We start from the raw sequence: 25,172 nt of genomic DNA on the forward strand, positions 1-25,172 counted from the left end.
GCCTTGCCTTTGCCGCGCACCGTCGCCAATCAGCCGCGATGCGCATCGCCCTGTTCGAACCCGAGATTGCCGGAAACGTCGGAAACGTCATGCGGACCGCCGCGTGCATGGGCGCCGATGTCCACCTGATCGAGCCGCTCGGCTTCACATGGGACGACCGGCGCGTGCGCCGCGCGGCGATGGACTACATCGACCACGTCCAGGTCACCCGCCACGCCAGCTTCGCCGCCTTCCGGGCAAGCGTCGGTCCCGGCAGACTGGTGCTGTTCACCACCAAGAGCAGCGCCTCGATCTACGATTTCGCCTTCGAACCCACAGACATCCTGCTGTTCGGCAAGGAAAGCGCAGGCGTGCCCGCAGAGGTGGCCGACCTCGCCGACGCGCGCGTGCGCATCCCGATGCGCGCGCAAGTCCGCTCGATGAACCTCGCCGCCTCGGCCGCCATCGCGCTGTCCGAGGCCCTGCGCCAGACCGGCCAATTGCCCTAGAAGCGCAAGCCCAGTTCGAACGCCTCGCCCTCGGCCAGTCCCTCGGCCTTGCGCACCGCGGCCTTGACCGGCACCATCCACCCTTGCGCCTTTGATGGAAACGCCGAGGTCCGCCACTCCGTCTCGCCGACGCGCGCGACGACCTTGACCGAGCCCCAGCCCGACCGTCGCCCGCTCTCCAGCCGCTGCATCAGCGCCGTCGCCGAAAGCGCCTCGCCCACCGCGCCGTCGATGCTCGCGAAGAACCAGTCGCCGCCATTCGCTCCGCCCGCCCAGCGCCACAGCGTCACGGTCAAGCAGTAGTAGTCCTCGCTGCCGCTCACTTGCGCCGCCGCACCGGCACCTTGAGATTGCAGATGTCCACCCCGCCTGCCGGCTGCACGTAGAACGGCTCACGATGATTGGCGCTCGCCTCGGCATAGCTGCGGAACGAGGCGCTTTCGGTCGACAGGAACTCGTAAACCGGCAGGTCCGCCACCTCGCTCGCCGGACGGACCGAAACGATCGGCGTCCGCTCGGCCGGATCGGCATAGACGCCCATCGGCGCGGGACCTCGCGGCAGCGAGGACATGAACGCCATCCCCTCGATCACCCGGCCAATCACGGCAAGGTTGCGATCCAGCTGGCGCGGCGCATGCCCGATCGCCACGTAGAGCTCGGCCCCGGTGCCGGTATCGGGCGGCATGTCGCGCGCAACGCCGATGCTGCCATAGCAATGCACCGGCCACGCGCTCGGCCCCGCTTGCGAGGCAGCCACCGGCCAGCCGCGATAGAAGAAGGTCTCGTCGGCATAAGGGTCGGAATCCTTGACCTTCGCCCCCTTGCGCGCCAGCGCATGCCATGCGCCGTGCGTGCCCTCGATCGTGGCCAGCCAGGTGTCGAGCTCTTCGTGCGTGGCGCTGCGCTCAGGCCCTTCGGGACGCACGACATAGCGTTCCTGCGGAACCTTCTCGATGCCTGCCGGCAAAGGCTTGGCCTTCGCCGCATCCTCGCCATCGGCATCGCCCCACTGCGAAACCCAGTTGTCCTGCACGCGGTAGACGGTCAATCCGTCCCACCAGTGCGCGCCCGCCAGCGTGCGCACGTTCGCCACCCAGCCTTGCGAGAACGGCTCAGGCATCAACTGGATCACCACGCGCCGGGGCTTGCCACCGGCATCGGGCGCAAGGTCCATGACCAGCAGGTCATCAGGCGAAATCGCCTGCCAGTCGGTCGCCGGGGAAGCCGCCACGACCTCCCCCGGAGACAGCGCGACGGCAGGCTTGGAAGCGGCGGGCGAAGCGGCAGCGGCGGCCAATGCAAGAAGAAGCGACATAACTTCATCATTGCAGGAAGCCACGCCTTGCGAAAGCGATCTTGTGCGGCTAGGGGGCGCCTTCCAGAGCGATTTGGTTGATCGCCTGATTCACGTTTCCTGCTTCGCAAGAAACGATCAGGCTTATGCGGAGCGGTGGCCGAGTGGTCGAAGGCGCTCGCCTGGAAAGTGAGTATACGTCAAAAGCGTATCGAGGGTTCGAATCCCTCCCGCTCCGCCACCGACTGTCCAGCACGGTCCCGCACCATCGCGAAACCCCCGGAAATCCGCCGTTTATCAAACTTGGTGTCCACGACAGTTTCGCGCAGTTTCCTGCAATCCTGGCTCTGGTGTTCTGCTCCCGGCCGCTAGCGCCAGGATACTGGCTAGAATTCCGACCAGTCGTCCGCCAGGGCCAGATTGCCGCTCACCGATTGACGTAAGACCGGCAGCTCCTCTGTCCGGATCCCGGGTGACCTCGGCGCCAGCAGGTCGGAGGAGGCAGGCGTTGGCAACCGTTGGTTCTTCGGACCGATCCGGAAACTGGAGAAGGCGTTGGAAAGCTGGCCTGCTTCCTGCGTCAGGTTCTTCGTGGCGGCGTTGGTCTCTTCGACCATGGCCGCGTTCTGCTGGGTCATCTGGTCCATCGCACTGATGGCGCCGTTGATCTTTCGCAGGGCAATGCTTTGCTCGCCCGCCGTTTCGGCAATGGTAGAGATCGACGAGGTGACTGCGCCGACGCGGCTAATGATCGTCTCCAGCGCCGAACCGGTCTCGTTGACCAGCGACACGCCGGACCGGACATGGCTGGTTACGGCTTCGACGCGCTGCTTGATGGCGTTGGCAGCTTCCGTGGCGCGCAGGGCCAATGCGCGGACTTCGGAGGCGACCACGGCGAAACCCTTGCCCGCCTCACCTGCCCGCGCCGCCTCCACGCCGGCGTTGAGCGCAAGGAGGTTGGTCTGGAAGGCGATGCCGTCGATCATGGTCGTGATCTCCGAAATCTCGGTGCTGGCACGTTCGACATTGTCCATGGCTTCGATTGCCCTGCTGACGACCTTGCCCCCGTTCTCGGCCTCGCCGCGCGCATCGATCATCGACCCGCTGACCTCTGCGGCAATCTTGGCATAGTCCTCGATCTGGGTGGTCAGGTGCTCCATCGCGCTGGAGGAAGCCTGCAGGCTGGCCGCCTGCTGCTCGCTGCGAGCGGCCAGGTCAGTGGTGGCTTGCTGAATTTCCGAAGACGTGAGGTTGATCGCAACGATGCTGTCCTGCACCAGCCCCATTGCCTGGCACAGCCGTTCCATCGCTTCGTTGAAGTCGTCCGCCACGCTCTGGAATGCGGGCGGGACCCCGGTGATGCGCACCGAAAGGTCGGCGTGGGCAACGGCCGAAAGACGCTCGCCGATTTGCGCCATGGCACGTTCGCGATCGGCGACAGCGTTCGCGCGGTCAACAGCGGCATCGCGGAAGACAAGAACGGCCCGTGCCATGTCGCCAAGCTCGTCGGCACGGCTGGTGCCGGGAATCGGCGCGTCGTTCTGGCCGTCTGCCAGTGCAGTCATCGTTCTGGTCAGTTCCGAAATTGGCACCGCAATCGAGTGCGCAAGCCGTCGCGACAGCACCAGGGCCAGGCCGATCAGGGTGGCGCCACCAATGGCCAGCGCGATCCAGGCAAAGAGGATCGCACTCTCCTGGCGCGCGGTCTCTTCGGCGATCTCGGCGGACGTGGCGTCCTTTATCGCGCGCAGCGGCAGCACGGCGTCGCTGACCAGAACGGCCTTGCCTGCCGCACGGACCGCTTCCTGCGCCGCATCGCGCTGGCCACTCTTGACCACGTCAATGTACTTGTCGCCCCAGTTCTCGCGCCATTTCAGCGTCTCGGTGCGCGAACGGCGCACCAGATCTTGCAGCGCAGGGTCGGCAAGACGGGCTTCGAGAGCGGCCGAGGTCTTGTCGTAATCGTCGCGGCCCTCGTAATAGGATTTGAGATAGCTTTCGTCTGCTGTCACCAGAAAGCCGCGCAACTGGCTGTTCTGCCGCAGCAAGGCGGTTTCCAGCGCCAGCGTATCCGCCAGTACTCCCTGGCTTTCCGTGTTTCGCGCCGAGACGCTCGATACCATCGCCAGGCTTGCACCGAAGACGACCATCATAAGGGCCGCCGTGACATTCAGGGCGACAAAAGACAGGCCGAGGCGGCGCGGGATGTTCATGCGGTCGAACACTTTGGTATCCTTGGCAAACGTCGACTATGACGGGGGTGGCGGCCCGCCCGATCAAGGGCAGGCCGCCGGGGGTTCAGAACGAGAAGCGGAGCGCGGCGGTAACGGTGCGCCCGTTCATGACCTGGGCGTTGGCCAGTCCGCCTGCCGGGATGACGGCAGATGCGATCTGGACCACGGCCAGCTTGTTGAACACGTTGAAGGCGTTGAGCGAGAGTTGCACGCGATCGACTGGTCGCACCTGCAGGAACGGGCTGACAAGGACATAGCCAGGCTGCCTCAGGATGTTGCTGTCCTGCGCAAAACTGCCGGTCGTGCCATTCACCACCGCGCCGAAGGTCACTTTGTCCAGTTCGACCTGCGGACGAGCCTGGAACGAGAACTTCGGGATATGGCGCGGACGGTTTCCTTCGAGCGCCGGGTCGGTACGGTCCTTGGTGATCTTCGCGTCGGTCCAGGTCGCGCCAAGAGCAAGCGCGAAGGGACCCTCGCGCACTTCACCCTCCAACTCGATGCCCTTGGCGCTGTAAGTGCGATTGATCGGGATGACCACGACCTGACCCGAATTGTCGGCGCCAATCTGGTAGTTCCGTTCGCTCGTCGATGCCCAGAACCCGGTGATATAGGCGGTAAGACCGCCCTGGCGGAACTTCACCCCGCCTTCGGCCTGCTTGACCGGGTTGTACGCCGTCGATGGATCGGTCAGCTTGCCGGTCAGAGGGTTGAGCGAGCCTGCGCCAAGAATGCGCTCGGCATTTGCGCGACCGCCGCGGCTGTAACGTGCGAACACCGAAAGAGGCTGCGAAATGCGGTAGTTCACGCCTGCCGAGTAGGACAGGTAGTCATAGTCGTAATCGACGTTCGCGGCCTGGCCCAGTGGCAGGATTGCCACCTTGGTTTCCGCCTCCGAGATATCGCCATCGCCGTTCATGTCGACAATCGCAGAACCGGGACCCATGAGCGATGCAGACAGGATGTTGCCCGAAACGCGGCCCTTGTCCCAGCGCACACTGCCACCGATGGCAAGCTTGCCGATCTGGTAATTGAGCGAGCCATAAGGCGCGAGGATGCGGTAGTTGAGGTCGTACCGGGTGTGGTAGGCCGCGAGAGGCACGCCAAAGCCGAAACCATACGCATAGACGCCAGCGTCGCTTTGCGGCACGCCGCCGGCGTCGGCAAGATTCAACGGGTTGTTGCGCCCGTTCCCCGCCAGGTCATTGAGCGTGTTGGCAAAGTTCCAGTACATGTCGACTGATTGCGATGCGGCGTAGATGCCAGCGGTGGTCGTCAGCTTGCCACCACCGGTTGCCCAGACACGACTGGCGCGCAGGTCGTTCGTGACGTTGTCGATCTTGTTCAGACGGGCATTGATCTTGATCGAGATCGCAGCCAGCGCCGCAGGGCTGAACGGGTTGCCCGCATTCGGTCCGCCAGCGTAGGTGAACGAGCCGCCCGGGCTGCCGAGGATTGCGCCAAGGACGGCGGCCGGGGCCGTAACCATCGGAATGGATTCGTTGTACTCGCCGCTCACATCGGCATAGCGGAAGCGGTTGCTGATGGTGAAGCCGCCAACCTCGAACTGCGCTTCCAGGCCGACCGCCTTGTTGATCCCGCGGAGCCCGACACGGCCGTCCAGGGTCGTCCGGTTGTTTTCCTGGTCGAGCGCAAGATGGCTGGCTGTCAACGGCGATTCATAGACATCGCCGCGCACGCTGTTGCCCGGCAAGTCGTTGATTTTCACAGCGTCGTTGGTGCCGGTCAGCAGGACGGGGTAAAGCGAGTAGTTCGGCTGGCGATCGTCGAGATATTTGCCGTAGAAGCGGACGTAGCCACCGGAAAACTGCTTTGTGACGTTGAGCTTCACCTGGCCACCGCGGAACCCGTCATAGCCAATGTCGCGCGGCCCCTCACCCTGGCGGTAGAAGCCTCCGACATGGAAACGCCAGCCGCCGCCCAGCGGCGCGCCGTAAGTGAAGTCGAGCCGCTTGAGATCGTACCCGAGGCCGCTCGAAAGCTGCACCGCGCCGCCTTCGGTCTCGCCGGTCCTGGAGATGAAGTTGACCACGCCACCGGGCGAATTCGAAGCAAACGTCGAGGCCGAGCCGCCGCGGATCGCCTGAACCTGCGAAAGCGAGAGATCGGCACGAATGAACTGGTCGGCCGAGGCAAAGTGCAGGTCGCCGAACTCCAGGACGGGCAGGCCGTCTTCCTGAAGTTGCAGGAACTTCGAGCCATCGGCCGAAAGCGGCAGGCCGCGCACGGTAATCGAGGAGAAGCCGTCGATGTCCGAGGTCTCGGCGCGGATGCCTGGAATGTTCTGCATGATCCCGGCAACCGAACTGACCGACAGCTTGGGCAGGTCCGCCTCGTCGATCACGCTGGCGGAAATCGCCGTGTCCAGAAGGTCGCGACCCTTGGCAACGCCGGTGCTGAAGGCCTTGCCCGCGGACTTGCCCGGAGTCTCGACTGCCCGCGCGTGGGCCGATGCTGGAGCACCGGCTTCAGTATCGGCATCTTCGTCAGCAAAGGCGGGGGTTGCAAGGCCGAAGCCGAGAACCGTGGCGGCGAGCAACTGCCATTTACGCATAACATTCCTCATGTGGTTTATCTTGTTCACCACAGTTAGCTGTGAGCGATTAATTCACGGCGAGGAGGTGCTTACGTAATGCTACGCCCGAAAACCGCCGAGACTGTTGCATCTTCCTTCAGCAATACGGAGAAACCGAAAGGGAAGTTTACCGGCTTCTTGGGGATGTTCGGCTAGGTTCATAATCGTCCGGGTGCATTGCCAACATCGTGAAAGAACAAGCCCTTGCCCATCACCGCCATTGCCGAGCCAGCTTGTCCGCCGGCTCCTGTCCGAGGGCGGGCAGCAAAGCAGCTTGGCATTGAAGCAGCCAAGGCGCGCAGCTTCGGCAAAGTCTTCGTCGCAGCTGTTCTGGAAAGCGTGGCACGGACCCTGCAGCAGGCGCCGTGCCTTGCCCATGCAATCGAAACCTGGCCCGCAGATCTTGCCAGCGCCGGCGTGATCTTCCGGCTCAACGCGGGGCTTCATGCCATGGCGCGTTCGGGGCGGCATCCGGATCTTGCCGCCATCTATTGCGACGCGCGCGCAGATACTGCTCCTGACCAGCTGCTGCTCGACTTCACGCTGGCGCGGGTGCTCCGCGACAGTGAGCGGGACCTTCTGCAATGGATGTGCGGGCCGACCCAGACCAACGAAGTGGCGCGCGTTGCGGCGCTTGCCGCCGTGTTGCTGGAACTTGATGCCCACGCACCGATGCGGACGAGCGTGCTCGAACTGGGATCGAGCGCCGGATTGAACCTCAATTTCGAACACTACGATATCCACATGGGCTCGCAGCGCTATGGGAGCCTGTCCAGCGAAGTCTGCATTGCGCCACGCTGGACCGGGCGTGCACCGCTTCCTGGCCTTACGCGCATCTCGAGCGCGAAAGGCGTTGATCTCAACCCGCTCGACGTACGGCACGAAGCCGACAGCGAGCGACTGCACGCCTATATATGGCCAGGCGAACGCGCACGCTCGGAACGCCTGCGCGCGGCCATTGCACTTGCCCGTCTCCACCCGCCCCAAGTAGACAAGGGCCGCGCCGGCGAGTGGCTGCAACAACAGCTTGCCCTGCCGCAGTTACCGGGTGAAAGACGCGTCGTCTTCCATTCGATGGTCGCACAATATCTGCCGGAGACGGAACGCCGCATGATCGACCGCATGCTCGGGCAAGCAGGTCGCGCGGCTACAGCATCGACGCCTCTGGTGCGCATCGGCCTGGAATGGAACGCCGGCCGCACCGAGGTGCAAGTTTCGGTTACGCAGTGGCACGGGCAACCAGGGCCGGCGCTGCATGCAATCGTGGCCGAATGCCACCCTTACGCTGAATGGTTCGCCTGGGCCGGTCTCTGACCTCGTTCCGTCGCGATCCGAGATGCGCGTTTCAATCTCATGCTGCTCGGCCATAGGCTTCATCGGAGTATCAATGCATTACCCTCCGGAGAGGCCCCGCTTCAGCAAGTCTATGGGCAATCGTCCACGGATGGTCAGCCTACGTCCTCGCGTCCTTGATGCAGTCTGCCGGGAGCCGGTAGCAGTGACGCTCCGCAGCTCCCACCAGCAATCACCTTGCCATGCGACACGGCCCTACACCGCAACAGGTGCAAGCTTCGGGCACAGCAGATGCACAACTGCCAGGGCAAGCAAGTAGCTGCAGGCACAAATGGCGAAGAGCACTTCGTAGGAACCGCCGGTCTTGTCGAGGATGTAGCCGGTGAAGAGGGCCATGCCCATGCCTCCCAAGGCTCCTACGGTCCCGCCGATGCCGACGACCGAACCTACGGCGCCGCGCGGAAAGACGTCTGACGGGAATGTGTAGAGGTTTGCAGAAAAGGCCTGATGTGCTGCGGTTGCAAGTCCGATGATGAGGACGGCAGCCCACACACTGTCGAGGCTTTGTGCAAACCAGATCGGCAGGACCGCCACGGCACACAGCAGCATCGTCGCCTTGCGGGCAAAGTTCGGGGTGCGTCCAGCCTTGATCAGGCGGGAGGACATCCAGCCGCCGAAGATCGAACCGCCATCGGAAATCAGGTAGATCGCGGCCAGCGGCAAGCCGAAGGTCTTGAGGTCCATGTCGTAGCGCTCGAACAGGTAGCCGGGCAGCCAGAACAGGAAGAACCACCAGATAGGGTCGATCAGGAACTTGCCGAGGGCATAGGCCCAGGTCTCGCGCACGGTGAGCAGGCGGGTCCAGCCGATCTTCTCTACCGGATCTGCCGGGTCCTGCTGGATCCAGGCAAGTTCGGCGGGCGAGACCCGGCTGTGCTCCGACGGGTGGCGGTAGACCAGCCACCACGCTGCCAGCCATACCACGCCGAAAATGCCGGTAATGAAAAAGGCCGCACGCCAGCCGAACCACAGCACCAGGGCTGGCACCAGCAGCGGCGTGATGATCGCGCCGACGTTTGCTCCTGCATTGAACAGGCCGATGGCATAGGCCCTCTCGCGCTGGGGGAACCAGTCGGTCACCGCCCGGATGCCGGCGGGGAAGTTGCCGCTTTCGCCCACGCCAAGGCCGAAGCGCGCCGCGGCAAAGCTCGCCAGCCCGCTGGCAAAGCCGTGGGCGACGTGGCCCAGTGTCCAGACCACGATGGCAATGGTGTAGCCCAGCCGTGCGCCCACGACGTCGACGATCCGCCCGAAGCCGATGTAGCCGATCGCATAGGCGACCTGGAACCAGAACACGATCTGCGCGAAGTCGGTCTCGGTCCAGCCGAACTCGGCCACCAGCGTTGGCTTGAGCACGCCAATCATCTGGCGATCGATGTAGTTCACCGCCGTCGCCGCAAACAGCAGCGCGACGATCACCCAGCGATAGCGCCCTGCCCTTCCGGCAGCGGCATCCATGGCGGCGTTGGAATTTTCGACCATTGCTACTCTCCCGGAAGGGTGCCCGGCTCTGACCGGTCCACCGCCAGTTCTCTCAACGCGCGCTTGCCGCGACGATCCGGCAATTCACCTCGCCGCAGCCATCGAAGGCTGCACGGAACGACTGGCCCGGCGAAATCTCGTGCACGCCGGTGATGGCGCCAGATGAAACCCACAGCCCGCGCGAGACGTCGAAACCGCGCGCGATCAGGTTTGAAAGCAGGAAGCGAACGGCACCGTAAGGACCGTCGAGCATCGTCGCCGCCGTGGCCTCGCCCACGCACGTGCCATCGATCTCGCTGCGCACCTGGATTGCGCAGAGATCAAGCTCGCGCCATCCCGCGATTGCACCACCTCTTACAAGGCCGGCATTGTTGCCGAAGTCGGATACGGTGACCAGCGGCCCATCGGCATTGATGCCACGATAGGGCGAACTGGCGATCTCGATGCCGAGCCGCACATCGTCGAGGATGGCCTTGGTGCCGGCATCGTCGGTCGGCACCGCACCGGAAAAGCCGGGGGCGATGTGGAGCAGAATCTCGGCCTCGGCAGCGGCGAATCCGCCAGCAAAGACAGCCATCGCCGGAACTTCGTTCGCAGCGGCATCAACCACGCAGTCGGCAAAGATCGGGCCGGAAAGGCGGTTGGCACCGAGCTGGCCGTCAAGCGGCGGATTGATCCGCCCGACCTTCCAGCCGATCACCGGCCTTCCATCCACCAGGATCGCTCGGTCCTGAATGCCATAAGCAGGACCCAGCGCCTGTGGTGCTTCACCGGGATAGGCATCCAGCGCACGCGCCTGCCGCCGGGCACTGACAAAGGCCTGTGCGACAAGTTCCGCATTCTCGTTCAACTCGATCCCCATCCCTTGGTCCTTCATTCGTCCGGCTGCGTAATGGAAACCGGTGTCATTCGCAAGTCTCGGTACATTCATTCGATTGGTCTCAAAGCGTCACGCCGCGTTTCCAGATCGCGATTGCGCGTTGCCCGTTGCGCTCCGCTGCGGTCGGCTGGCCCGAGGCGATGGCGAGCAGGCTTTCGAGGAATGCCGCATCAGCTGCCTCCCTGCCCTCATCAAGGACCCGCGAGGCGTCGAAATCGATCCAGTGCGGCTTGGCCTGTGCCAGCGTACGGTTGGACGCCACTTTCACGGTCGGCACCGGAACGCCGAGCGGCGTGCCGCGACCGGTCGTGAACAGCACCAGCGTGGCGCCAGCGGCGGCAAGTGCGGTCGAAGACACCGCATCGTTGCCTGGCGCCTCCAGCAGGGCGAGGCCGGGCTGACGCGCCTGCTGCCCGTAATCCAATACCGAAGCCAGCGGTGCCGTTCCCGCTTTCTGCACGGCGCCTGCGGATTTCTCCTCGAGCGTGGTGATCCCACCGGCAATGTTGCCGGGCGAAGGGTTCTCGGACACTGGAAGCCCCTGATCGAGGTAGTAGCGCTTGAAGCGGTTCACCAGTTCGGCGGCAGCCTCGAACGTCGATGCATCGACCGCGCGTTCGAGCAGAGCCTGTTCTGCGCCGAAGATCTCGGGGATCTCGGTCAGCACCGGAGTCCCCCCGGCTGACGCCAGCCGCTCGCTGAAGCGCCCTAGCAGCGGGTTCGCGGTAAGGCCGGAAAACCCGTCCGACCCTCCGCACTTCAGACCGACCGTCAAGGCCGATAGCGGCAGTTCCTCACGCCGGGCCGACGCGGCATCGGCTACCAAGGCGTCGATGATCTTCGCTGCAGCGGCCATTTCGTCGCCGACGCCTTGGGACGAAAGTGTGCGGACCTTGGCGCGTACCGCCAACGGAATGGCTTCAAGCAATTCTGCCAGCTGGTTCGACTCACAGCCCAGGCCCAGCAGCAGCACACCCGCTGCATTGGGATTGGCGGCGAGCCCCGCCAGCAAAGCTCGCGTACCGCCAAGATCGTCGCCGAGTTGCGAGCAGCCATGCGGGTGCGCAAAGGCATGGATGCCATCAATCCCGCCCCGCGCGATAACGTCGGCGTGCCGCGTTTGCGCGGCGCGGACCACCTGCTCTGCGGTCAGCCCGACGCAACCGACCGTGGGAAGCACCCAAATCTCGTTGCGCGTTGCCGCGCGCCCATCGGAACGGCGATAGCCGAGCCACGTCGCGGTCTCGACGGGCGTCTTGGCTTGGCGCGCCGCACCTGATCCGCCAGCGTAGGTGCATTCTCCGACCAGCGCCGTGGCAAGGTTGTGGACGTGGACATGCTCGCCAGTCGCGATCGCGGCCGAAGCGCGACCGATCGGCAGGCCATAGCGACGCACTTCGTCGCCGGTGCGATGGTCGTGCAGCGCAAACTTGTGCCCCTGCGCGATGTCCGCGCGGAGCGTGATCGCACGACCTGCGACGAGCACTTCCTCACCACCCCGCAAGGGACGCAGGGCCACGGCCACGCCATCGGTCGCATGGACCTGAAGCGCATCGGGCACAGTGGCAAGGTGGCTGGACAAGCGTGATTCTCCTGCGGAGGGAATACATGATCGCGATTTAGGTAACCGGTGTCAATCAGGTGCCATTGCAAAGCGGGGCACGGACGCGCTAGGAGATCCACGCCCATTGACACCGGTGTATGGCACTGGTCCAACGGCGTATCGGAGCTTGGGGGCGCACGCGTGAAGAAGGCAAGGGACGGCAAGCCGACGATCAATGATGTCGCGCGGATCGCCGGAGTTTCCAAGAAGACCGTCAGCCGCGTGATCAACCGCTCGCCCCTGCTCAACGAGGCGACGCGCGAGAAGGTCGAGGCGGTAATCGCCGAGCTGGGCTACGTGCCCAACCCGCAGGCGCGCGCACTTGCGCTGCGCCGGAATTTCCTGATCGGCCTGATCCACGACAACCCGAACGCGCAGATGGTGCTGGGCGTGCAGGAAGGCATCCTCTCGGCCATTCGCGATACCGAGTTCGCGCTGGTCGTCCGCCCGGTCAACCGCCGTTCGCTTGACATGCTCGACGACGTGCGCGCCTTTCTCGAACAGCAGCGCCTGTTCGGAGTCATGCTGCTGCCGCCGATCTCGGAGAACGATGCCCTGGCGGAATTGTGCGAAGACCTCGGCGTCACCTACGTACGCATGGGGTCGGTCAGGCTGGACGAGGACGAACACATGGTCGCCTCGAACGATCGTGAGGCCGTGGCCAATGCGGTGGGCTATCTGGTCGAGCGCGGCCACCGGCGCATCGGCTTCGTCGCCGGCCCCGAAGGTTTCCGCTCCGCCGCCGAACGTGCGCTGGGCTATCGCGACGCACTCGAACAGGCCGGCCTCGCCCTCGATCCGGCGATCATGGCCGAAGGCAGCTACACGTTCGAGACCGGCATTGCTGCGGGCGAAAAGCTGCTGTCCGCATCCACTCCGCCAAGCGCCATCTTCGCCAGCAACGACGAGATGGCGGCAGGCGTGCTCCACGCCGCACGCACGCAGGGGCTTTCGGTGCCCGAGGACCTGTCGATCGTCGGCTTCGACGATACCGCGATTGCTGCACACATCTGGCCTCCACTGACCACCGTGCGGTGGCCGATCCAGGCCATGGCCAAGGCAGCAGCGATCAAGCTGATCGACCCGGCGCAGGCCCGCAAGCAGCCTTCGCATTTCCTCTCCGACCTGATCGAGCGCGCTTCCGTCCGTCCGGCCTGAGCCTCGCCGGGAGACGTCAGAAACGTCTTGCGCGAATTTATGACACCGGTTACCTAGGCACCAATTCGACAACGCAAAAGCTGCGCGAGATGCGCGCGAATCCAGAGGATTTCCCATGAAGATCGCCCTGATCATCGAGAACAGCCAGGCCGCCAAGGCGAGCATCGTCCACGAATCGCTGGTGTCGGTGGCCGAGCCGCTGGGCCACGAAGTGCACCATTACGGCATGTACACGCCCGAGGACAAAGCCTCGCTGACCTATGTGATGAACGGGTTGCTGACCGGCATCCTGCTCAATTCGGGCGCGGCCGATTTCGTGGTGACCGGTTGCGGCACGGGCATGGGCTCGATGCTGGCGGCCAACAGCATGCCGGGCGTGTTCTGCGGTCTGGTGATCGACCCGACCGACGCCTTCCTGTTCGGCCAGATCAATGACGGCAATGCCATCTCGATGCCCTATTCCAAGGGTTTCGGCTGGGCCGCCGAGCTGAACCTGCAGGACGTTTACCGCAAGCTGTTCGATGGCGAACGCGGCCTCGGCTACCCCAAGGAACGCGCGGCGATCATGAAGACCAACCGCGGGATCCTGAAGGGCCTCAAGGACGCCTCGTGCCGCGACATGCTGACCGTGCTCAAGACCGTCGACCAGGACCTGCTCAAGGCAGCGATCGCCGGCGAGAAGTTCGCCGAGCTGTTCTATGCCAACAGCAAGGACGAGGCGATCTCCGACTATCTGCGCGGCCTTTCGGCCTGACACCCCCGACCAAGGGGAGAGGATAACGATGAGCACGTTTGACCTTTCGGGCCGCGTCGCGGTCGTCACCGGTGCCAACACGGGCATTGGCCAGGGCATTGCCGTTGCGCTGGCGCAGGCCGGAGCGGACATCGCCGCTGTCGGCCGCTCGCCCGCCGATGAGACTGCAGAGCTGGTCCGCGCACTCGGGCGCAAATGCGAGCTGGTGGGCGCGGACCTGTCGAGCATCGCCCCGGTGCAGACCGTCGTAGACTATGTGATCGAAACGCTCGGCGGGCTCGACATCCTTGTGAACAACGCCGGTATCATCCGCCGGGCCGACGCGGTGGACTTCACCGAGGAAGACTGGGATGCGGTGGTCGACACCAACCTGAAGACGGTGTTCTTCCTTTCGCAATCTGCCGGGCGGCACATGATCGCCAATCGCGAAGCGACCGGTCGTCGCGGCAAGATCATCAACATCGCCTCGATGCTGAGCTTCCAGGGCGGGATCCGCGTGCCAAGCTATACAGCAAGCAAGAGCGGCGTGGCTGGCCTGACCAAGCTGCTCGCTTGCGAATGGGCAGCCAAGGGCGTCAACGTCAACGCCATCGCGCCGGGTTACATCGCCACCAACAACACCGCCGCCCTCCAGGCTGACGAGACGCGCAACCGCCAGATCATGGAGCGCATTCCCGAAGGTCGCTGGGGAGATCCTGCGGACATCGGTGGCGCAGCGGTGTTCCTCGCCAGCAGTGCTGCGGACTACGTGCAGGGGCACGTGCTGGCGGTCGACGGCGGCTGGCTGGCCCGATGACTGGTCAGGTCGTCTGCTTTGGCGAGATGCTGCTGCGGCTTTCACCGCCGGGTGCGCGCCTGATGGTGCAGGCGCAAAGCCTCGAGATGGTCGTGGGCGGAGCGGAAGCCAATGTCGCCGGAGCGCTCGCCTCGCTGGGGCATGAGGCGCGGATGGTGACGTTGCTGCCTGCCACTCCGCTGGGCGACAAGGCCCGTGCCGAACTTGGTGCGGCAGGCGTGGACACGCGGTTCGTGGCGCGCGCAAGCGGACGCATGGGGCTCTACTTCATGGAGCCGGGCGCGGGCCTCAGGCCATCGTCCATTACCTACGACCGCGCAGGTTCGGCCTTTGCCGAGGCGGACGCGCAGACCTTCGATTTCGCTGGCGCTCTTGCCCGGACGAGCCTGCTGCACATGTCTGGCATCACCCCTGCGCTGGGGCCGAACGGTGTCGCGCTGGCACGCGCTGCCGTTGCTGCCGCACAGTCAGCTGGCGTGCCGGTGTGCTTCGACGGCAATTATCGTGCGCAACTGTGGGAAAGCTGGGACAGCAATCCACGCGATGTACTGACCGAACTGGTCGGTGCAGCGACCGTGCTGATCGGCAATCACCGCGACATCTCGCTACTGCTGGGCCGGACGTTTTCCGGCGACGGGGCGGAGCGGCGCAGGGAAGCGGTCGAGGCTGCCTTTGCCGCGTTTCCGAAGCTCGAACTCGTCGCCTCGACAGCCCGCCACGTGGTCAGCAGCGATCACCATCGCATCGCCGCACGGGTCGATACACGTGAGGTCAAGCACCAGACCGCAGAGATCGACGTCACCGGCATCGTCGACCGCATCGGCACTGGCGATGCCTTTGCCGCTGGCGTGCTGCATCAGTACCTGCAGGGCGGCGACGCACAGGCCATGGCAGAATGCGGCCTTGCACTGGCAGCGTTGAAGCATTCGCTCCCGGGCGACTTCTGCCTGATCCGCCCGGATGAACTGGCGGCATTCTCGGCCCAAGGCGGCGATGTCCGGCGTTGACCTGACGCGCCGCACCCTGCTCGGTGCAGGCGCCGCGCTGGTTGCGATGCCGGCAGTGGCACGCAGCCGGGACCCGCGAGTCGGGCCATTCATCGGCTTGCGCGAGGATGGCGTTCTGGCCTTCAAGGGCATCCGCTATGGCCGCGCCGTTCGGTTCGAACGTGCGGTGGCAGAGCCACCTGCAACTCATCCGATCAAGGCTCAGGCGTTCGCCCCGATCGCGCCCCAGCGCGGCAATCCCGACATGGCGCAGAACGAGGAGTGCCACTTCCTCAACGTCTGGACGCCGGATGCGAACCCGTGCGCGGGTCGCGCGGTCATGGTCTATTTTCATGGCGGGGCCTATTCGAACGGCACGGTCACCGATCCCCTCACCCACGGCGGGAAGCTGGCTGCCCAGGGCGACGTCGTGGTCGTCACCGTCAATCACCGCCTCAACGCGCTGGGCTATGCGTGGCTCAAGCCCTTCGACCCGCGCTATGCCGACAGTGGCAATCTCGGCCAGCTCGACCTGATCCTCGCTCTGGACTGGGTGCGCGACCATGTCCGCAACTTCGGCGGGGATCCGGCTCGCGTGATGGTATTCGGCCAGTCGGGCGGCGGTGCGAAGATCGCCACGCTCATCGCCATGCCCGCTGCCCGCGGCCTGTTCCACAGCGCGGCGACCATGAGCGGGCAGCAGGTCGTGGCAAGCGGGCCCAACAACGCATGGAAACGCACGCAGTCGTTGATGGCGGCGCTCAAGCTGGCGCCCGGCGACGTCGAGGCCTTGCGCACCATGCCGGTCGAGCGGATCATCGAGGCCTTGGGCGCAACCGATCCGGTCATGGGCGGGAGTCTCTACTTCGGCCCTGTGCTCGACATGACCAACCTGCCGCGCCATCCGTTCTGGCCCGACGCTGCGCCGCAATCGCTGCATGTGCCGATGATCCTTGGCAATGTGCGCGAGGAGACACGGGCCTTCATCGATCCGCGAGGACCCAAGCTGCGCGGGCTCGGCTGGGACAACCTTGCCGCCCGCATCGCACCCGAAATCAAGATCGATCTCGATGTCGACTGGGTGGTGGCACGCTATCGTACGCAGTACCCGCAATGGACGCCCGAGCAGGTGTTCTACTCCGCAACCACGGCGGGACGCTCATGGCCGGGACAGGTGATCGAGGCCGACGAGCGCGCCAAGGCGGGTGCTGCAGCCACATGGGTCTACCAGCTCGATCGCCCCTCGCCACTCGATCCCTTGCGCGGCGCTGCGCATACCGATGACATTCCCTACGTGTTCGGAACGCTTGACGCGCCCGGCAGCATGAGCGGCCTGGATCAAGGCGCGCGGATGACGCGGGATCTGATGATGCAGGCGTTTACTGGCCTTGCGAAGACCGGCAGGCCGGGGCTTGCAGATTGGACGCCCTACACCCTGCCCGGCCGCGCCACGCTGGTGGTCGGTGATGGCACGGCGCAGGTCGTTGACGACCCGCGCCGCTGGGAGCGCGAGCTGTGGGCTACGGCGCCTTACGTTCAACCGGGTAGCTGACGATCAGCGCCAGCGGCTGGTCGCCGGTCTGTCGGATGCCGACGACCGCGCCCTCGTAGAGATATGCGGTCATGCCCTTGCGCAAGATCGCGCGCTGCCCGTCCGAGACAACTTCACCCTCGCCCTCCAGCACGTAATAGACTTCGTCATGCGCGATCGGGTGCTCGCCGATGGCAGCGCCGACATCGAGCGTGCGGCGACGGAACTCCATGCGGCGCGGCTGGGGCGCAAAGTCGCTGATGCGCCAGGCCGTGCTCTTCCCGATCGCCCCATGCGGCGGAGGTTCCCGCCGCACGGTATCGGCCTCGTCGATCACCGCCATCGGCGGTGCGGCGGCGAGGATCAGGGCAAGGACCGCGCTCATGGCTGGCGCATCGCGGCATCGCGGGTGGAGAGCTTCTCCTGCGCGCCTGCCTTCTGGCCGGGATAGCGGCCGGACTTCGGCGTCATGGTATCGAGGTTCCAGTCGGCTTCCACGAAGGGCGCGAAGGTTGCCACCGGGTGGGGGTAGCCGCCAACCTGCTTCTCGTCGTCAATGATGTCACCGCGCCCCTCGGCAACGAAGAACAACACGCGGATGTCGTCGGGGGCGCGGTCCCACGGGCGCGCGCCAACCGTCTGGAGAACAGAAGTCTCGACCTCGCCCGAGGGCAGGACGGAGTAGCGCGACACGTCGGTCATCGGGGCCTTGGCCGTGATCAGCCTGGCCTTGGTCTCGCCATAGCGGCCGAACTGCGGGAGCGGATTGCCGTGGCGGTCGACCGCGCGGTTGTCCTTGCCGAAGTATTTCAGGTCGCCGTCACCGCCGAGCATCAGGAACGGCAGACCCGGATCGGTATCGTTGCCGCCGCGCATCACGTTGCCAACTGCCGTGATCTCTCCCGTCACGTAATCGTGGCCGGTCCATTCGAGGTTCATCAGGTTGTAGTGCACCGCGCGGTGGCCGGGGTTGTAGATTACATTGTTGATCATCGTGACCTGCGCCCCACCCTTCACCAGCGGCGCGCGCTCGACATTGTGCGCCCAGACGTTGCGATAGAACGTGATGTTGGTCGCATTGTCGTGGATCAGCGATCCCTTCGAGTGCTCACCCTTGGGATGGCTCGAATTGGCGAGCCCCTCGGCGGCGAGGTTCTCGCGGAATACCACGTCGTGGCTGGTGCCTGCGCGCCACTCGGCCACGCTGTTGCCGGTAAAGCGCGGGCCTGAGGCGGACATGTTCTCGTCCAGCGCCCAGAGGAAGCTGCAGTGCTCTACCACCACGTTGTGCGCGGCGACGGTGGAGAAGGCGTCGGCCTCCCAGCCTGAAAGCTTGGCCTGACCGTCCGCGCCGGTCATCACGCGCAAGTGCGAGAGCACGACATCGTGGGTCTTGAGGTCGATTCCGCCTTTGATAATGGTCACGCCAGGCGAAGGCGCGGTCTGGCCAGCGACGGTCAGGAACGGTTCAGTGATCTCCAGCGTGTCCCGCCCAAGGTCGATCACCCCGCCCACTTCGAACACGACCGTGCGCGGGCCTTTCGCCGCCAACGCTTCGGCCAGCGATCCAGGCCCCGCCTTGGCAAGCGTGGTCACGCGGATGATTCGCCCTCCTGCACCGCCTTTTGTCGGATCGGCCGGGTGAGGTTCAGCGTGAGCCACGCCGGCCAGCAACGTGGCGAGCATGGCGGAAATGGCGGCTTTTTGCAGTGTCTTGCGCATCGGCGACTCTCCCAATGCCATGGTTATTGACAGACCCGCGAAGCGAGGGCAATAAATAATGACACCGGTTACCCAAGTGACAGTTCTTGCTTCGGCAAGCTGATCGAAAGGAACCGGATCGACTGCCGGTGCCCTGCGGGTTGCAGCATCGGCGTGCGGGAGCAGTGGTGCACAGGAAGGTTCAGCGCAGATGCGCGTTCCCCTTTGACACCGGTAGCAATAGCCCTGAAAAGGGTCACGAGGGGATTTGGCATGCGTAGTTCACTTTCGCGCGTTTCGCTTTTCAGGATGGCCTTGCTGGCTGGCGGCGCGCTTGCCGCTGCAGGCACCGCGCAGGCACAGGATGCCGCCGCCACGGAACCGCAGGTCGCCGCCGAAGACGCCGCGCCCAACGACGCGATTGTCGTCACCGGTTTCCGCCAGTCGCTGCAGGCCGCGATCAACGTGAAGAAGAATGCGGTCGGTGCCGTTGACGCCATCGTCGCGGAAGACATCGCCAAGTTCCCTGACCAGAACTTGGCCGAATCGCTCCAGCGCATCCCCGGCATCTCGATCTCGCGCGATGCCGGCGAGGGCCGCGCAATCACCGTTCGCGGTCTGTCGAGCCAGTTCACCCGCGTCCGCGTCAACGGCCTGGAAACCGTCGCCACCTCGACCGACGGTGCCTCGGCCAACCGCGACCGCGCGTTCGACTTCAACGTCTTCGCTTCGGAACTGTTCAGCTCGATCGTGGTCCACAAGACCGCCGAGGCCAGCCTCGATGAAGGTTCGCTTGGCGCCGTGGTCGATCTCAACACGGGCAATCCGCTGGCAGCAAAGGCCGGTTTCACCGCCGTCGCCTCGGTCGTCGGCAGCTACAACGACCTCTCGGACTACTTCGGCCCGCGCCTTGCAGGGCTTGCCAGCTGGCGCAACGACGCCGGCACGTTCGGCGTCTCGCTTTCGGCTGCCTACCAGAAGACCCGCGTGCTCGAACTGGGCAACAACACCGTGCGCTGGGCACAGGCGCGCTTCGACTCGGTCGACGGCGCGCCATGCTTCACGCAGAGCGCAACCAACCTTGCCGGTCGCCCCAATTCGGGCGGCACCTACACGGTCGGGCGCAACGCCGCTTGCGACAAGGCCGCTCTGGCCTTCCATCCGCGCATTCCGCGCTACGGCGAGGTCAAGCATGACCGCGAGCGCCTTGGCCTCACCGGCTCGGTCCAGTTCGCGCCGACCGACGCCACCAAGATCTCGATCGACGGCTTGTTCTCGCGCTTCAACGCAAGCCGCGAAGAGCAATGGGGCGAAGTGCTGCTGCGTTCGAACGAGCGTTCGATCGATGTCGTGAACCCGGTCTACGACAGCAACAACAACATGATCTCGGCCACCCTCAACGACGCGTGGGTGCGCACCGAGCATTACCTGCGCAAGAGCAAGACCGAGTTCTATCAGGTCGGCGGCACCTGGGATCAGGATCTGTCCGACAGCCTGCGCTTCACCCTGCTCGGCGGCTTCTCGAAGTCGACTGCCGACATCCCTGTCGAAACCACGATGATTTTCGACGATCGCGACGCGCAAGGGTACAGCTTCGACTACACCGACATGAAGCGTCCGAAGCTGACCTTCGGCACCAGCGTGACCGATCCGGCCAACTTCCAGCTCGCCGAGATCCGCGACCGCCCGTCGAGCGTCGTCAACAAGTTCAAGACCGTGCAGCTGCGCACCGAATGGGACGTGGCCGATGGCTTCACCATCAAGGCCGGCGGCATGTGGCGCCGCTTCAACTTCGATACCGAAGCCTACACCCGTGATACCGCGGTCTGCGGCAACGGCGGCGTCGATCGCATCTTCGGCACGATCAACTGCTCGGCCTCGTCGGTGTTCGGCCCGACCGCCGTCTATGGCATTCCCGTAACCGCGCAGCTGGCCCAGCTGTTCAATCTCGGCAACGCCGGACAGCCAGCCGGCAACACCAACTCCTGGCTCGTCCCCAACCTCGATGCCACGACTTCGCTGACCAAGCTCTATGAGCGCGCGCTGGTCGCCGATGCTGGCAACATCCGCGGCGTGCAGGAAACCACCAAGGGCGGCTACCTCCAGTTCGACGGCAAGGGCGAACTGCTCGGCCTGCGCTTCGCGCTCAACGCCGGCATCCGCTACGTCAAGACCGACCAGTCGTCCTACGGCCTCGTCAGCGGCGTCCAGGCAACGGTCAAGCGCAGCTACGAAGACTGGCTGCCCTCGGCCAACCTGGCCCTGTACCCGACCGAGAACGTCATCATCCGTGGCGCCATTGCCGACGTGATCACCCGCCCGACGCTGGGTTCGCTGACTCCGGGAGGCTCAGCCGACGGCTTCAACTTCCGCGTCAACAGCGGCAACCCGTTCCTCGAGCCGTTCCGCGCCACCAACTACGACCTCGGCATCGAGTGGTACTTCGCGCCTCAGGCCCTGATCTCGGTCGCGGGCTTCATCAAGGACGTGAAGAGCTTCACCCAGTCGGCCGCGATTACCGAGGCGACCTTCGCCCAGACCGGGCTGCCGGTGTCGGTGCTCAATCCGTCCTCGCCCGCCGCGCTCAACCCGGCGCTGCTGACGCAGCCGATCTGGACGCTGACCACCACGGTCAACGGCACCGGCGCAAAGCTCAAGGGTATCGAACTGGCTGCGCAGGTGCCGTTCAAGATCTTCACCGAAGGCTTCCTCGGCAACTTCGGCGTGATCGCCAACGCGACCTTCATCGACAGCAACGCCGACTATACCCTGCAGGGCCCGGCCACGACGCCAGGCGGCGCACTGGTCAACGTGACGCGCCGCGCCGCGCTCGCCAACGTCTCGAAGCGCGCCTACAACGGCACGTTCTATTATGACGACGGCAAGTTCTCGGCCCGCGTCATGGGGACTTATCGCAGCGCCTACCACGAAGGCGCGAGCGGTACGGGCAACGTTCTGGAAGGCTACGGCCCGATGTGGAACGTCGATGCGTCGATCCGCTACAAGGTGACCGAGTGGCTGGAAGTCTCGGTCGAAGGCAACAACCTGCTCGACACCTATCGCTACCGCTACACCGACATCGATACCCAGCGGAACTACGAGAACAATCACTTCGGCCGCAACTTCCTCGTCGGCGCGCGCCTGAAGTACTGATCCAGACTACCCTGCCGGGCGCATCCCTCCTCGCGCCCGGCCACTTTCAAGGAGCTGCCATGACTGTCGCCGCATCGCTTGATCGTCGGTACTTCATGGCGGCTTCTCTTTTATCTCTGGGTCTTGGGCCAATGGCGCGCGGCCAGACGCCACCGCCCGCTGTTCCGGGTGGCCCCCTGCCCCCCGGCCTGCCGCAACCGGCCGAGACGATCGACCTCTGGCCCAATGGTGCGCCCGGCCAACCCGCCAGGGCGCTGATCGAGACGGTCCAGGAACGCTCGACCGACCGTCTCGTCACCGACCGCGCCGTCTTCGGCATTTCCCGTCCACGCATGGCCGTGTTCCGGCCTGATCGTCCGAACGGTGCCGCGGTCCTGATCACGCCGGGCGGGGGCTATCGCTGGGTCGTGGTCGACAAGGAAGGCTACGAGATGGGCCGCTGGCTGGCCGCGCGTGGCTTCACCGCCTTCGTCCTGTTCTATCGCCTGCCCGGTGAAGGCTGGGCGAGCGGCCCCGATGTTTCCCTCTCCGACGCACAACGCGCCATGCGCCTGATACGGCACCGCGCGCGCGATCTTGCCATCGATCCCGAGCGCGTCTCGGCCATGGGCTTTTCTGCCGGCGGCCATCTCTGCGCCGATCTCGCCACCCGCTTTGCCGCAAACACGTACGCGCCCGTAGATGCCGCCGACGCGCTCTCGGCAAAGCCCCACAGCGCCGCGCCGATCTACCCGGTCATCTCGATGTCTGCCCCCGATGCCCATCCCGGCTCGCGCGAACTGCTGGTCGGCAAGAGCGCTTCAACCGCGCTCGAAGCCGCCCACTCGCCACAACGCAATGTACCCAAGGACGCGCCGCCCTTCTTTCTGCTCCACGCCGAGGACGACGACGCCGTGCCAGTCAACAACACCTTGCTCCTGCGCGCCGCGCTCAAGGCGCAGGGCATACGCGTCGAAACCCACCTGTTCGAATACGGAGGCCACGGCTTCGGCCTGCGCAAGGCCATCGGCAAGCCGGTCGAGGTCTGGCCCGAGCTATGGCGGGCCTGGGCGCGTACAACGGGATTGGCGCTATGACGATCAACCGGCGTGACGCGCTGAAGTCTGTCGCCCTTTCCTCCCTCGGCCTTGCCATCCCTCTCCCGGCAAGCGCCGAAAGTGCCCCGGCGCTGCGACCAATCTTCTCGCGACGCCGGGGCTTCGATAACCAGCGCATTGCCGATCTGGGCGATGGTACGTTCCTCAATCCGGTCCTGTCCGGCGACCGGCCCGACCCGGCGGTCCTCAAGGACGGCAAGGACTACTACCTCACCTTCTCCAGCTTCGAGTCCTACCCCGGCCTGCTGATCTGGCATTCGCGCGATCTGGTGAACTGGCAGCCGCGCAAGCCCGCGCTCACCCGCAACATCGGCTCGGTCTGGGCCGTCAGCCTCGAGAAGCACAAGGGCCGCTACTTCCTCTACATCCCGGTCAAGGCTTCGCCGCGCAACGAGATCTACGTGATCCACGCCGATCATATCGACGGACCGTGGAGCGATCCGGTCCCGCTCGGCCTGCACGATCACATCGACCCGTGCCACGCCGTCGGCGAAGACGGGTCGCGCTGGCTGTTCCTCTCGGGCGGAGACCGCGTGCGCCTCACCGACGACGGGCTGAAAGTCGCAGGGCCGGTCGAACACGTCTATGATCCATGGCGCTATCCCGATGAGTGGGACGTCGAAGGCTTTTCCCCGGAAGGGCCCAAGATCCACCGCGTCGGCAAGTGGTTCTACATGATCACCGCCGTGGGCGGCACGGCAGGTCCGCCAACCGGCCACATGGTCATCGCCGCGCGCTCGAAATCGATCCATGGGCCGTGGGAGCAGCACCCCGGCAACCCGCTGGTTCGCACCACTGACGTGCGCGAGGCGTGGTGGTCGCGCGGACACGCCAGTCTGGTGGAAGCACCCGATGGATCGTGGTGGAGCCTCTACCACGGCTTCGAGAACGGCTTCTGGACACTGGGTAGGCAATGCCTGCTCGATCCCGTCCAATGGACCGCCGACGGCTGGTTCCACATGACCGGAGGCGATCTGTCGCAACCCCTGCCAAAGCCGAAGGGGGGGCAGGTTCTGCCCCACGGCATGCCACTCAGCGATGACTTCTCCTCGCTGCAGATCGGCACGAAATGGTCGTTCTTCCGCCCCGCGCCCGACGAGGCGGATCGCGTGCGCGTTGCCGACAAGACCCTGTTCCTCAAGGGCAAGGGTCTCGCCCCCTCCTCATGCTCGCCGCTCCTGCTGATCGCGGGCGATACCTCCTATCAGTTCGAATGCGACATCGAGCTGGCCGAAGGCGCCACCGCTGGCCTCGTGCTGTTCTATGACGACAAGCTCTATGCGGGCCTCGGCTTCGACAAGCACCGCTTCGTCACCCACCAGTACGGCATGGAGCGCGGACGGCCCGCCAACCCGCACGGGCCTGTCATGCGCATGCGCGTGACCAATCGCCGCCACATCGTCAGCTACCACACCTCGGGCGATGGCGGCCGCACCTGGCGCAAGTTCGACCGTGGCATGGAAGTCTCAGGCTACCATCACAACGTACGCGGAGGCTTCCTGATGCTGCGCCCGGGCCTTTACGCCGCAGGCCCCGGCGAGACGCGGTTCCGCAACTTCACATTTACCGCACTGGACGACTGATGCCCCGCAATCTTGAGCTTCACCCTGACCGTCTGTTTCCGGCCGAGCCATCGTTGCGCGCGATGGCGCGAGAGTTGTATGCGGGCGTGGCGGGGCTGCCGATTGTCAGTCCGCACGGGCACACCGATCCGCGCTGGTTTGCCGGGAACGAGACTTTCGGCAATGCGAGCGATCTGTTGCTGGTGCCCGATCACTACGTCTTCCGCATGCTCTATTCGCAAGGGGTGGCGCTCGAGGATCTGGGCGTGCGCAATCGTGGTGTCGATCCGCGTGCGGCTTGGCGGTTGTTTGCGCAAGCGTATGGGCTGTTCCGGGGCACGCCGTCGCGGATGTGGCTCGACTGGGTGTTCGCCGAAGCCTTCGGCATGGGCGTGCAGCTTTGCGCGGAGACCTCCGACCTCTACTTCGACACGATCACCGAGATGCTCAGCACTGAGGCTTTCCGCCCGCGCGCGCTGTTCGAGCGCTTCAACATCGAGGTCA

General features: G+C 65.0%; 20 protein-coding genes and 1 tRNA gene. 12 read left to right on the forward strand and 9 right to left on the reverse strand.

Annotated features, from left to right (window positions below):
• The first annotated feature begins 38 nt into the window (after nt 1–38).
• The gene (locus I2488_RS14685; RefSeq protein WP_196276587.1) at nt 39–488 is read left to right on the forward strand and encodes a tRNA (cytidine(34)-2'-O)-methyltransferase; all 450 of its coding nucleotides are present in this window, start codon (nt 39–41) and stop codon (nt 486–488) included.
• Here I2488_RS14685 and I2488_RS14690 read toward each other — a convergent pair.
• Together I2488_RS14690 and I2488_RS14695 are read right to left on the reverse strand one after the other, a co-directional pair.
• Nucleotides 485–811, reverse strand: a complete 327-nt coding sequence (locus I2488_RS14690) for a DUF1905 domain-containing protein (protein WP_343071079.1) — start codon at nt 809–811, stop codon at nt 485–487. The genes I2488_RS14685 and I2488_RS14690 overlap by 4 nt on opposite strands.
• Nucleotides 808–1,803, reverse strand: coding sequence for a peptidylprolyl isomerase (locus I2488_RS14695; protein ID WP_196276566.1), 996 nt, complete (start codon nt 1,801–1,803; stop codon nt 808–810). The genes I2488_RS14690 and I2488_RS14695 overlap by 4 nt, the downstream gene beginning before the upstream one ends.
• Nucleotides 1,804–1,932: 129 nt before the next feature.
• Between I2488_RS14695 and I2488_RS14700 the strand changes: the two genes are divergently transcribed.
• A tRNA-Ser gene (locus I2488_RS14700) sits at nt 1,933–2,023 on the forward strand.
• A 145-nt stretch (nt 2,024–2,168) separates the two neighbouring features.
• Here I2488_RS14700 and I2488_RS14705 read toward each other — a convergent pair.
• Together I2488_RS14705 and I2488_RS14710 are read right to left on the reverse strand one after the other, a co-directional pair.
• Entirely contained in the window at nt 2,169–4,007 is a 1,839-nt protein-coding gene (locus I2488_RS14705) for a methyl-accepting chemotaxis protein (RefSeq protein ID WP_196276567.1), read from the reverse strand.
• A 73-nt stretch (nt 4,008–4,080) separates the two neighbouring features.
• Complete coding sequence (locus tag I2488_RS14710; protein WP_246465685.1) at nt 4,081–6,591, reverse strand: TonB-dependent receptor domain-containing protein; 2,511 nt, start codon at nt 6,589–6,591, stop codon at nt 4,081–4,083.
• Between the two features lie 225 nt (nt 6,592–6,816).
• Between I2488_RS14710 and I2488_RS14715 the strand changes: the two genes are divergently transcribed.
• Nucleotides 6,817–7,926: a DUF2332 family protein gene (locus I2488_RS14715; RefSeq protein WP_196276569.1), complete on the forward strand. Its 1,110-nt coding sequence runs from the start codon at nt 6,817–6,819 to the stop codon at nt 7,924–7,926.
• A gap of 234 nt (nt 7,927–8,160) precedes the next feature.
• Here the strand turns inward: I2488_RS14715 and I2488_RS14720 are convergent, their stop codons facing one another.
• The 3 genes from I2488_RS14720 to I2488_RS14730 all read right to left on the reverse strand — a co-directional run bounded on the left by I2488_RS14720 (nt 8,161) and on the right by I2488_RS14730 (nt 11,909).
• The gene (locus I2488_RS14720; protein ID WP_196276570.1) at nt 8,161–9,447 is read right to left on the reverse strand and encodes an MFS transporter; all 1,287 of its coding nucleotides are present in this window, start codon (nt 9,445–9,447) and stop codon (nt 8,161–8,163) included.
• A 52-nt stretch (nt 9,448–9,499) separates the two neighbouring features.
• Nucleotides 9,500–10,324, reverse strand: coding sequence for a 2-keto-4-pentenoate hydratase (locus tag I2488_RS14725; protein ID WP_246465686.1), 825 nt, complete (start codon nt 10,322–10,324; stop codon nt 9,500–9,502).
• 64 nt (nt 10,325–10,388) lie between these two features.
• The gene (locus I2488_RS14730; RefSeq protein ID WP_196276571.1) at nt 10,389–11,909 is read right to left on the reverse strand and encodes a UxaA family hydrolase; all 1,521 of its coding nucleotides are present in this window, start codon (nt 11,907–11,909) and stop codon (nt 10,389–10,391) included.
• A 162-nt stretch (nt 11,910–12,071) separates the two neighbouring features.
• On the opposite strand from I2488_RS14730, the gene I2488_RS14735 reads away from it, so the two are divergent.
• The 5 genes from I2488_RS14735 to I2488_RS14755 all read left to right on the forward strand — a co-directional run bounded on the left by I2488_RS14735 (nt 12,072) and on the right by I2488_RS14755 (nt 17,176).
• Nucleotides 12,072–13,088, forward strand: coding sequence for a substrate-binding domain-containing protein (locus I2488_RS14735; RefSeq protein WP_196276572.1), 1,017 nt, complete (start codon nt 12,072–12,074; stop codon nt 13,086–13,088).
• 115 nt (nt 13,089–13,203) lie between these two features.
• Nucleotides 13,204–13,842, forward strand: a complete 639-nt coding sequence (locus tag I2488_RS14740) for an RpiB/LacA/LacB family sugar-phosphate isomerase (RefSeq protein WP_196276573.1) — start codon at nt 13,204–13,206, stop codon at nt 13,840–13,842.
• A gap of 28 nt (nt 13,843–13,870) precedes the next feature.
• Nucleotides 13,871–14,638 carry a 2-dehydro-3-deoxy-D-gluconate 5-dehydrogenase KduD gene (gene kduD / locus I2488_RS14745; protein WP_196276574.1) on the forward strand — a complete coding sequence of 256 codons (768 nt, stop codon included), beginning with the start codon at nt 13,871–13,873 and terminating at the stop codon, nt 14,636–14,638.
• A complete protein-coding gene (locus tag I2488_RS14750) occupies nt 14,635–15,645 on the forward strand; it encodes a sugar kinase (RefSeq protein WP_196276575.1) in 1,011 nt (336 codons plus the stop codon). Before kduD ends, I2488_RS14750 begins: the two co-directional genes overlap by 4 nt.
• Entirely contained in the window at nt 15,632–17,176 is a 1,545-nt protein-coding gene (locus I2488_RS14755) for a carboxylesterase/lipase family protein (protein ID WP_196276576.1), read from the forward strand. Before I2488_RS14750 ends, I2488_RS14755 begins: the two co-directional genes overlap by 14 nt.
• Here the strand turns inward: I2488_RS14755 and I2488_RS14760 are convergent.
• Both I2488_RS14760 and I2488_RS14765 read right to left on the reverse strand, forming a co-directional pair.
• Nucleotides 17,145–17,540 (reverse strand): cupin domain-containing protein, encoded by a 396-nt coding sequence (locus I2488_RS14760; RefSeq protein ID WP_196276577.1) that lies wholly within the window; start codon nt 17,538–17,540, stop codon nt 17,145–17,147. The genes I2488_RS14755 and I2488_RS14760 overlap by 32 nt on opposite strands.
• A complete protein-coding gene (locus tag I2488_RS14765) occupies nt 17,537–18,877 on the reverse strand; it encodes a pectate lyase family protein (RefSeq protein WP_196276578.1) in 1,341 nt (446 codons plus the stop codon). The genes I2488_RS14760 and I2488_RS14765 overlap by 4 nt, the downstream gene beginning before the upstream one ends.
• Nucleotides 18,878–19,129: 252 nt before the next feature.
• Here I2488_RS14765 and I2488_RS14770 point away from each other — a divergent pair, with 252 nt between their 5' ends.
• From I2488_RS14770 to I2488_RS14785, 4 genes are all read left to right on the forward strand, one after another.
• Entirely contained in the window at nt 19,130–22,009 is a 2,880-nt protein-coding gene (locus tag I2488_RS14770; protein ID WP_196276579.1) for a TonB-dependent receptor, read from the forward strand.
• A gap of 131 nt (nt 22,010–22,140) precedes the next feature.
• Entirely contained in the window at nt 22,141–23,085 is a 945-nt protein-coding gene (locus I2488_RS14775; protein WP_246465687.1) for an alpha/beta hydrolase, read from the forward strand.
• Nucleotides 23,082–24,689, forward strand: a complete 1,608-nt coding sequence (locus tag I2488_RS14780; RefSeq protein WP_196276580.1) for a family 43 glycosylhydrolase — start codon at nt 23,082–23,084, stop codon at nt 24,687–24,689. The genes I2488_RS14775 and I2488_RS14780 overlap by 4 nt, the downstream gene beginning before the upstream one ends.
• On the forward strand, nt 24,689–25,172 hold a 484-nt coding region (locus I2488_RS14785; protein ID WP_196276581.1), incomplete at its 3' end, for a glucuronate isomerase. The genes I2488_RS14780 and I2488_RS14785, both read left to right, overlap by 1 nt.

Origin of the sequence: Novosphingobium jiangmenense, assembly GCF_015694345.1 — a bacterium.
GTDB lineage: Bacteria > Pseudomonadota > Alphaproteobacteria > Sphingomonadales > Sphingomonadaceae > Novosphingobium > Novosphingobium jiangmenense.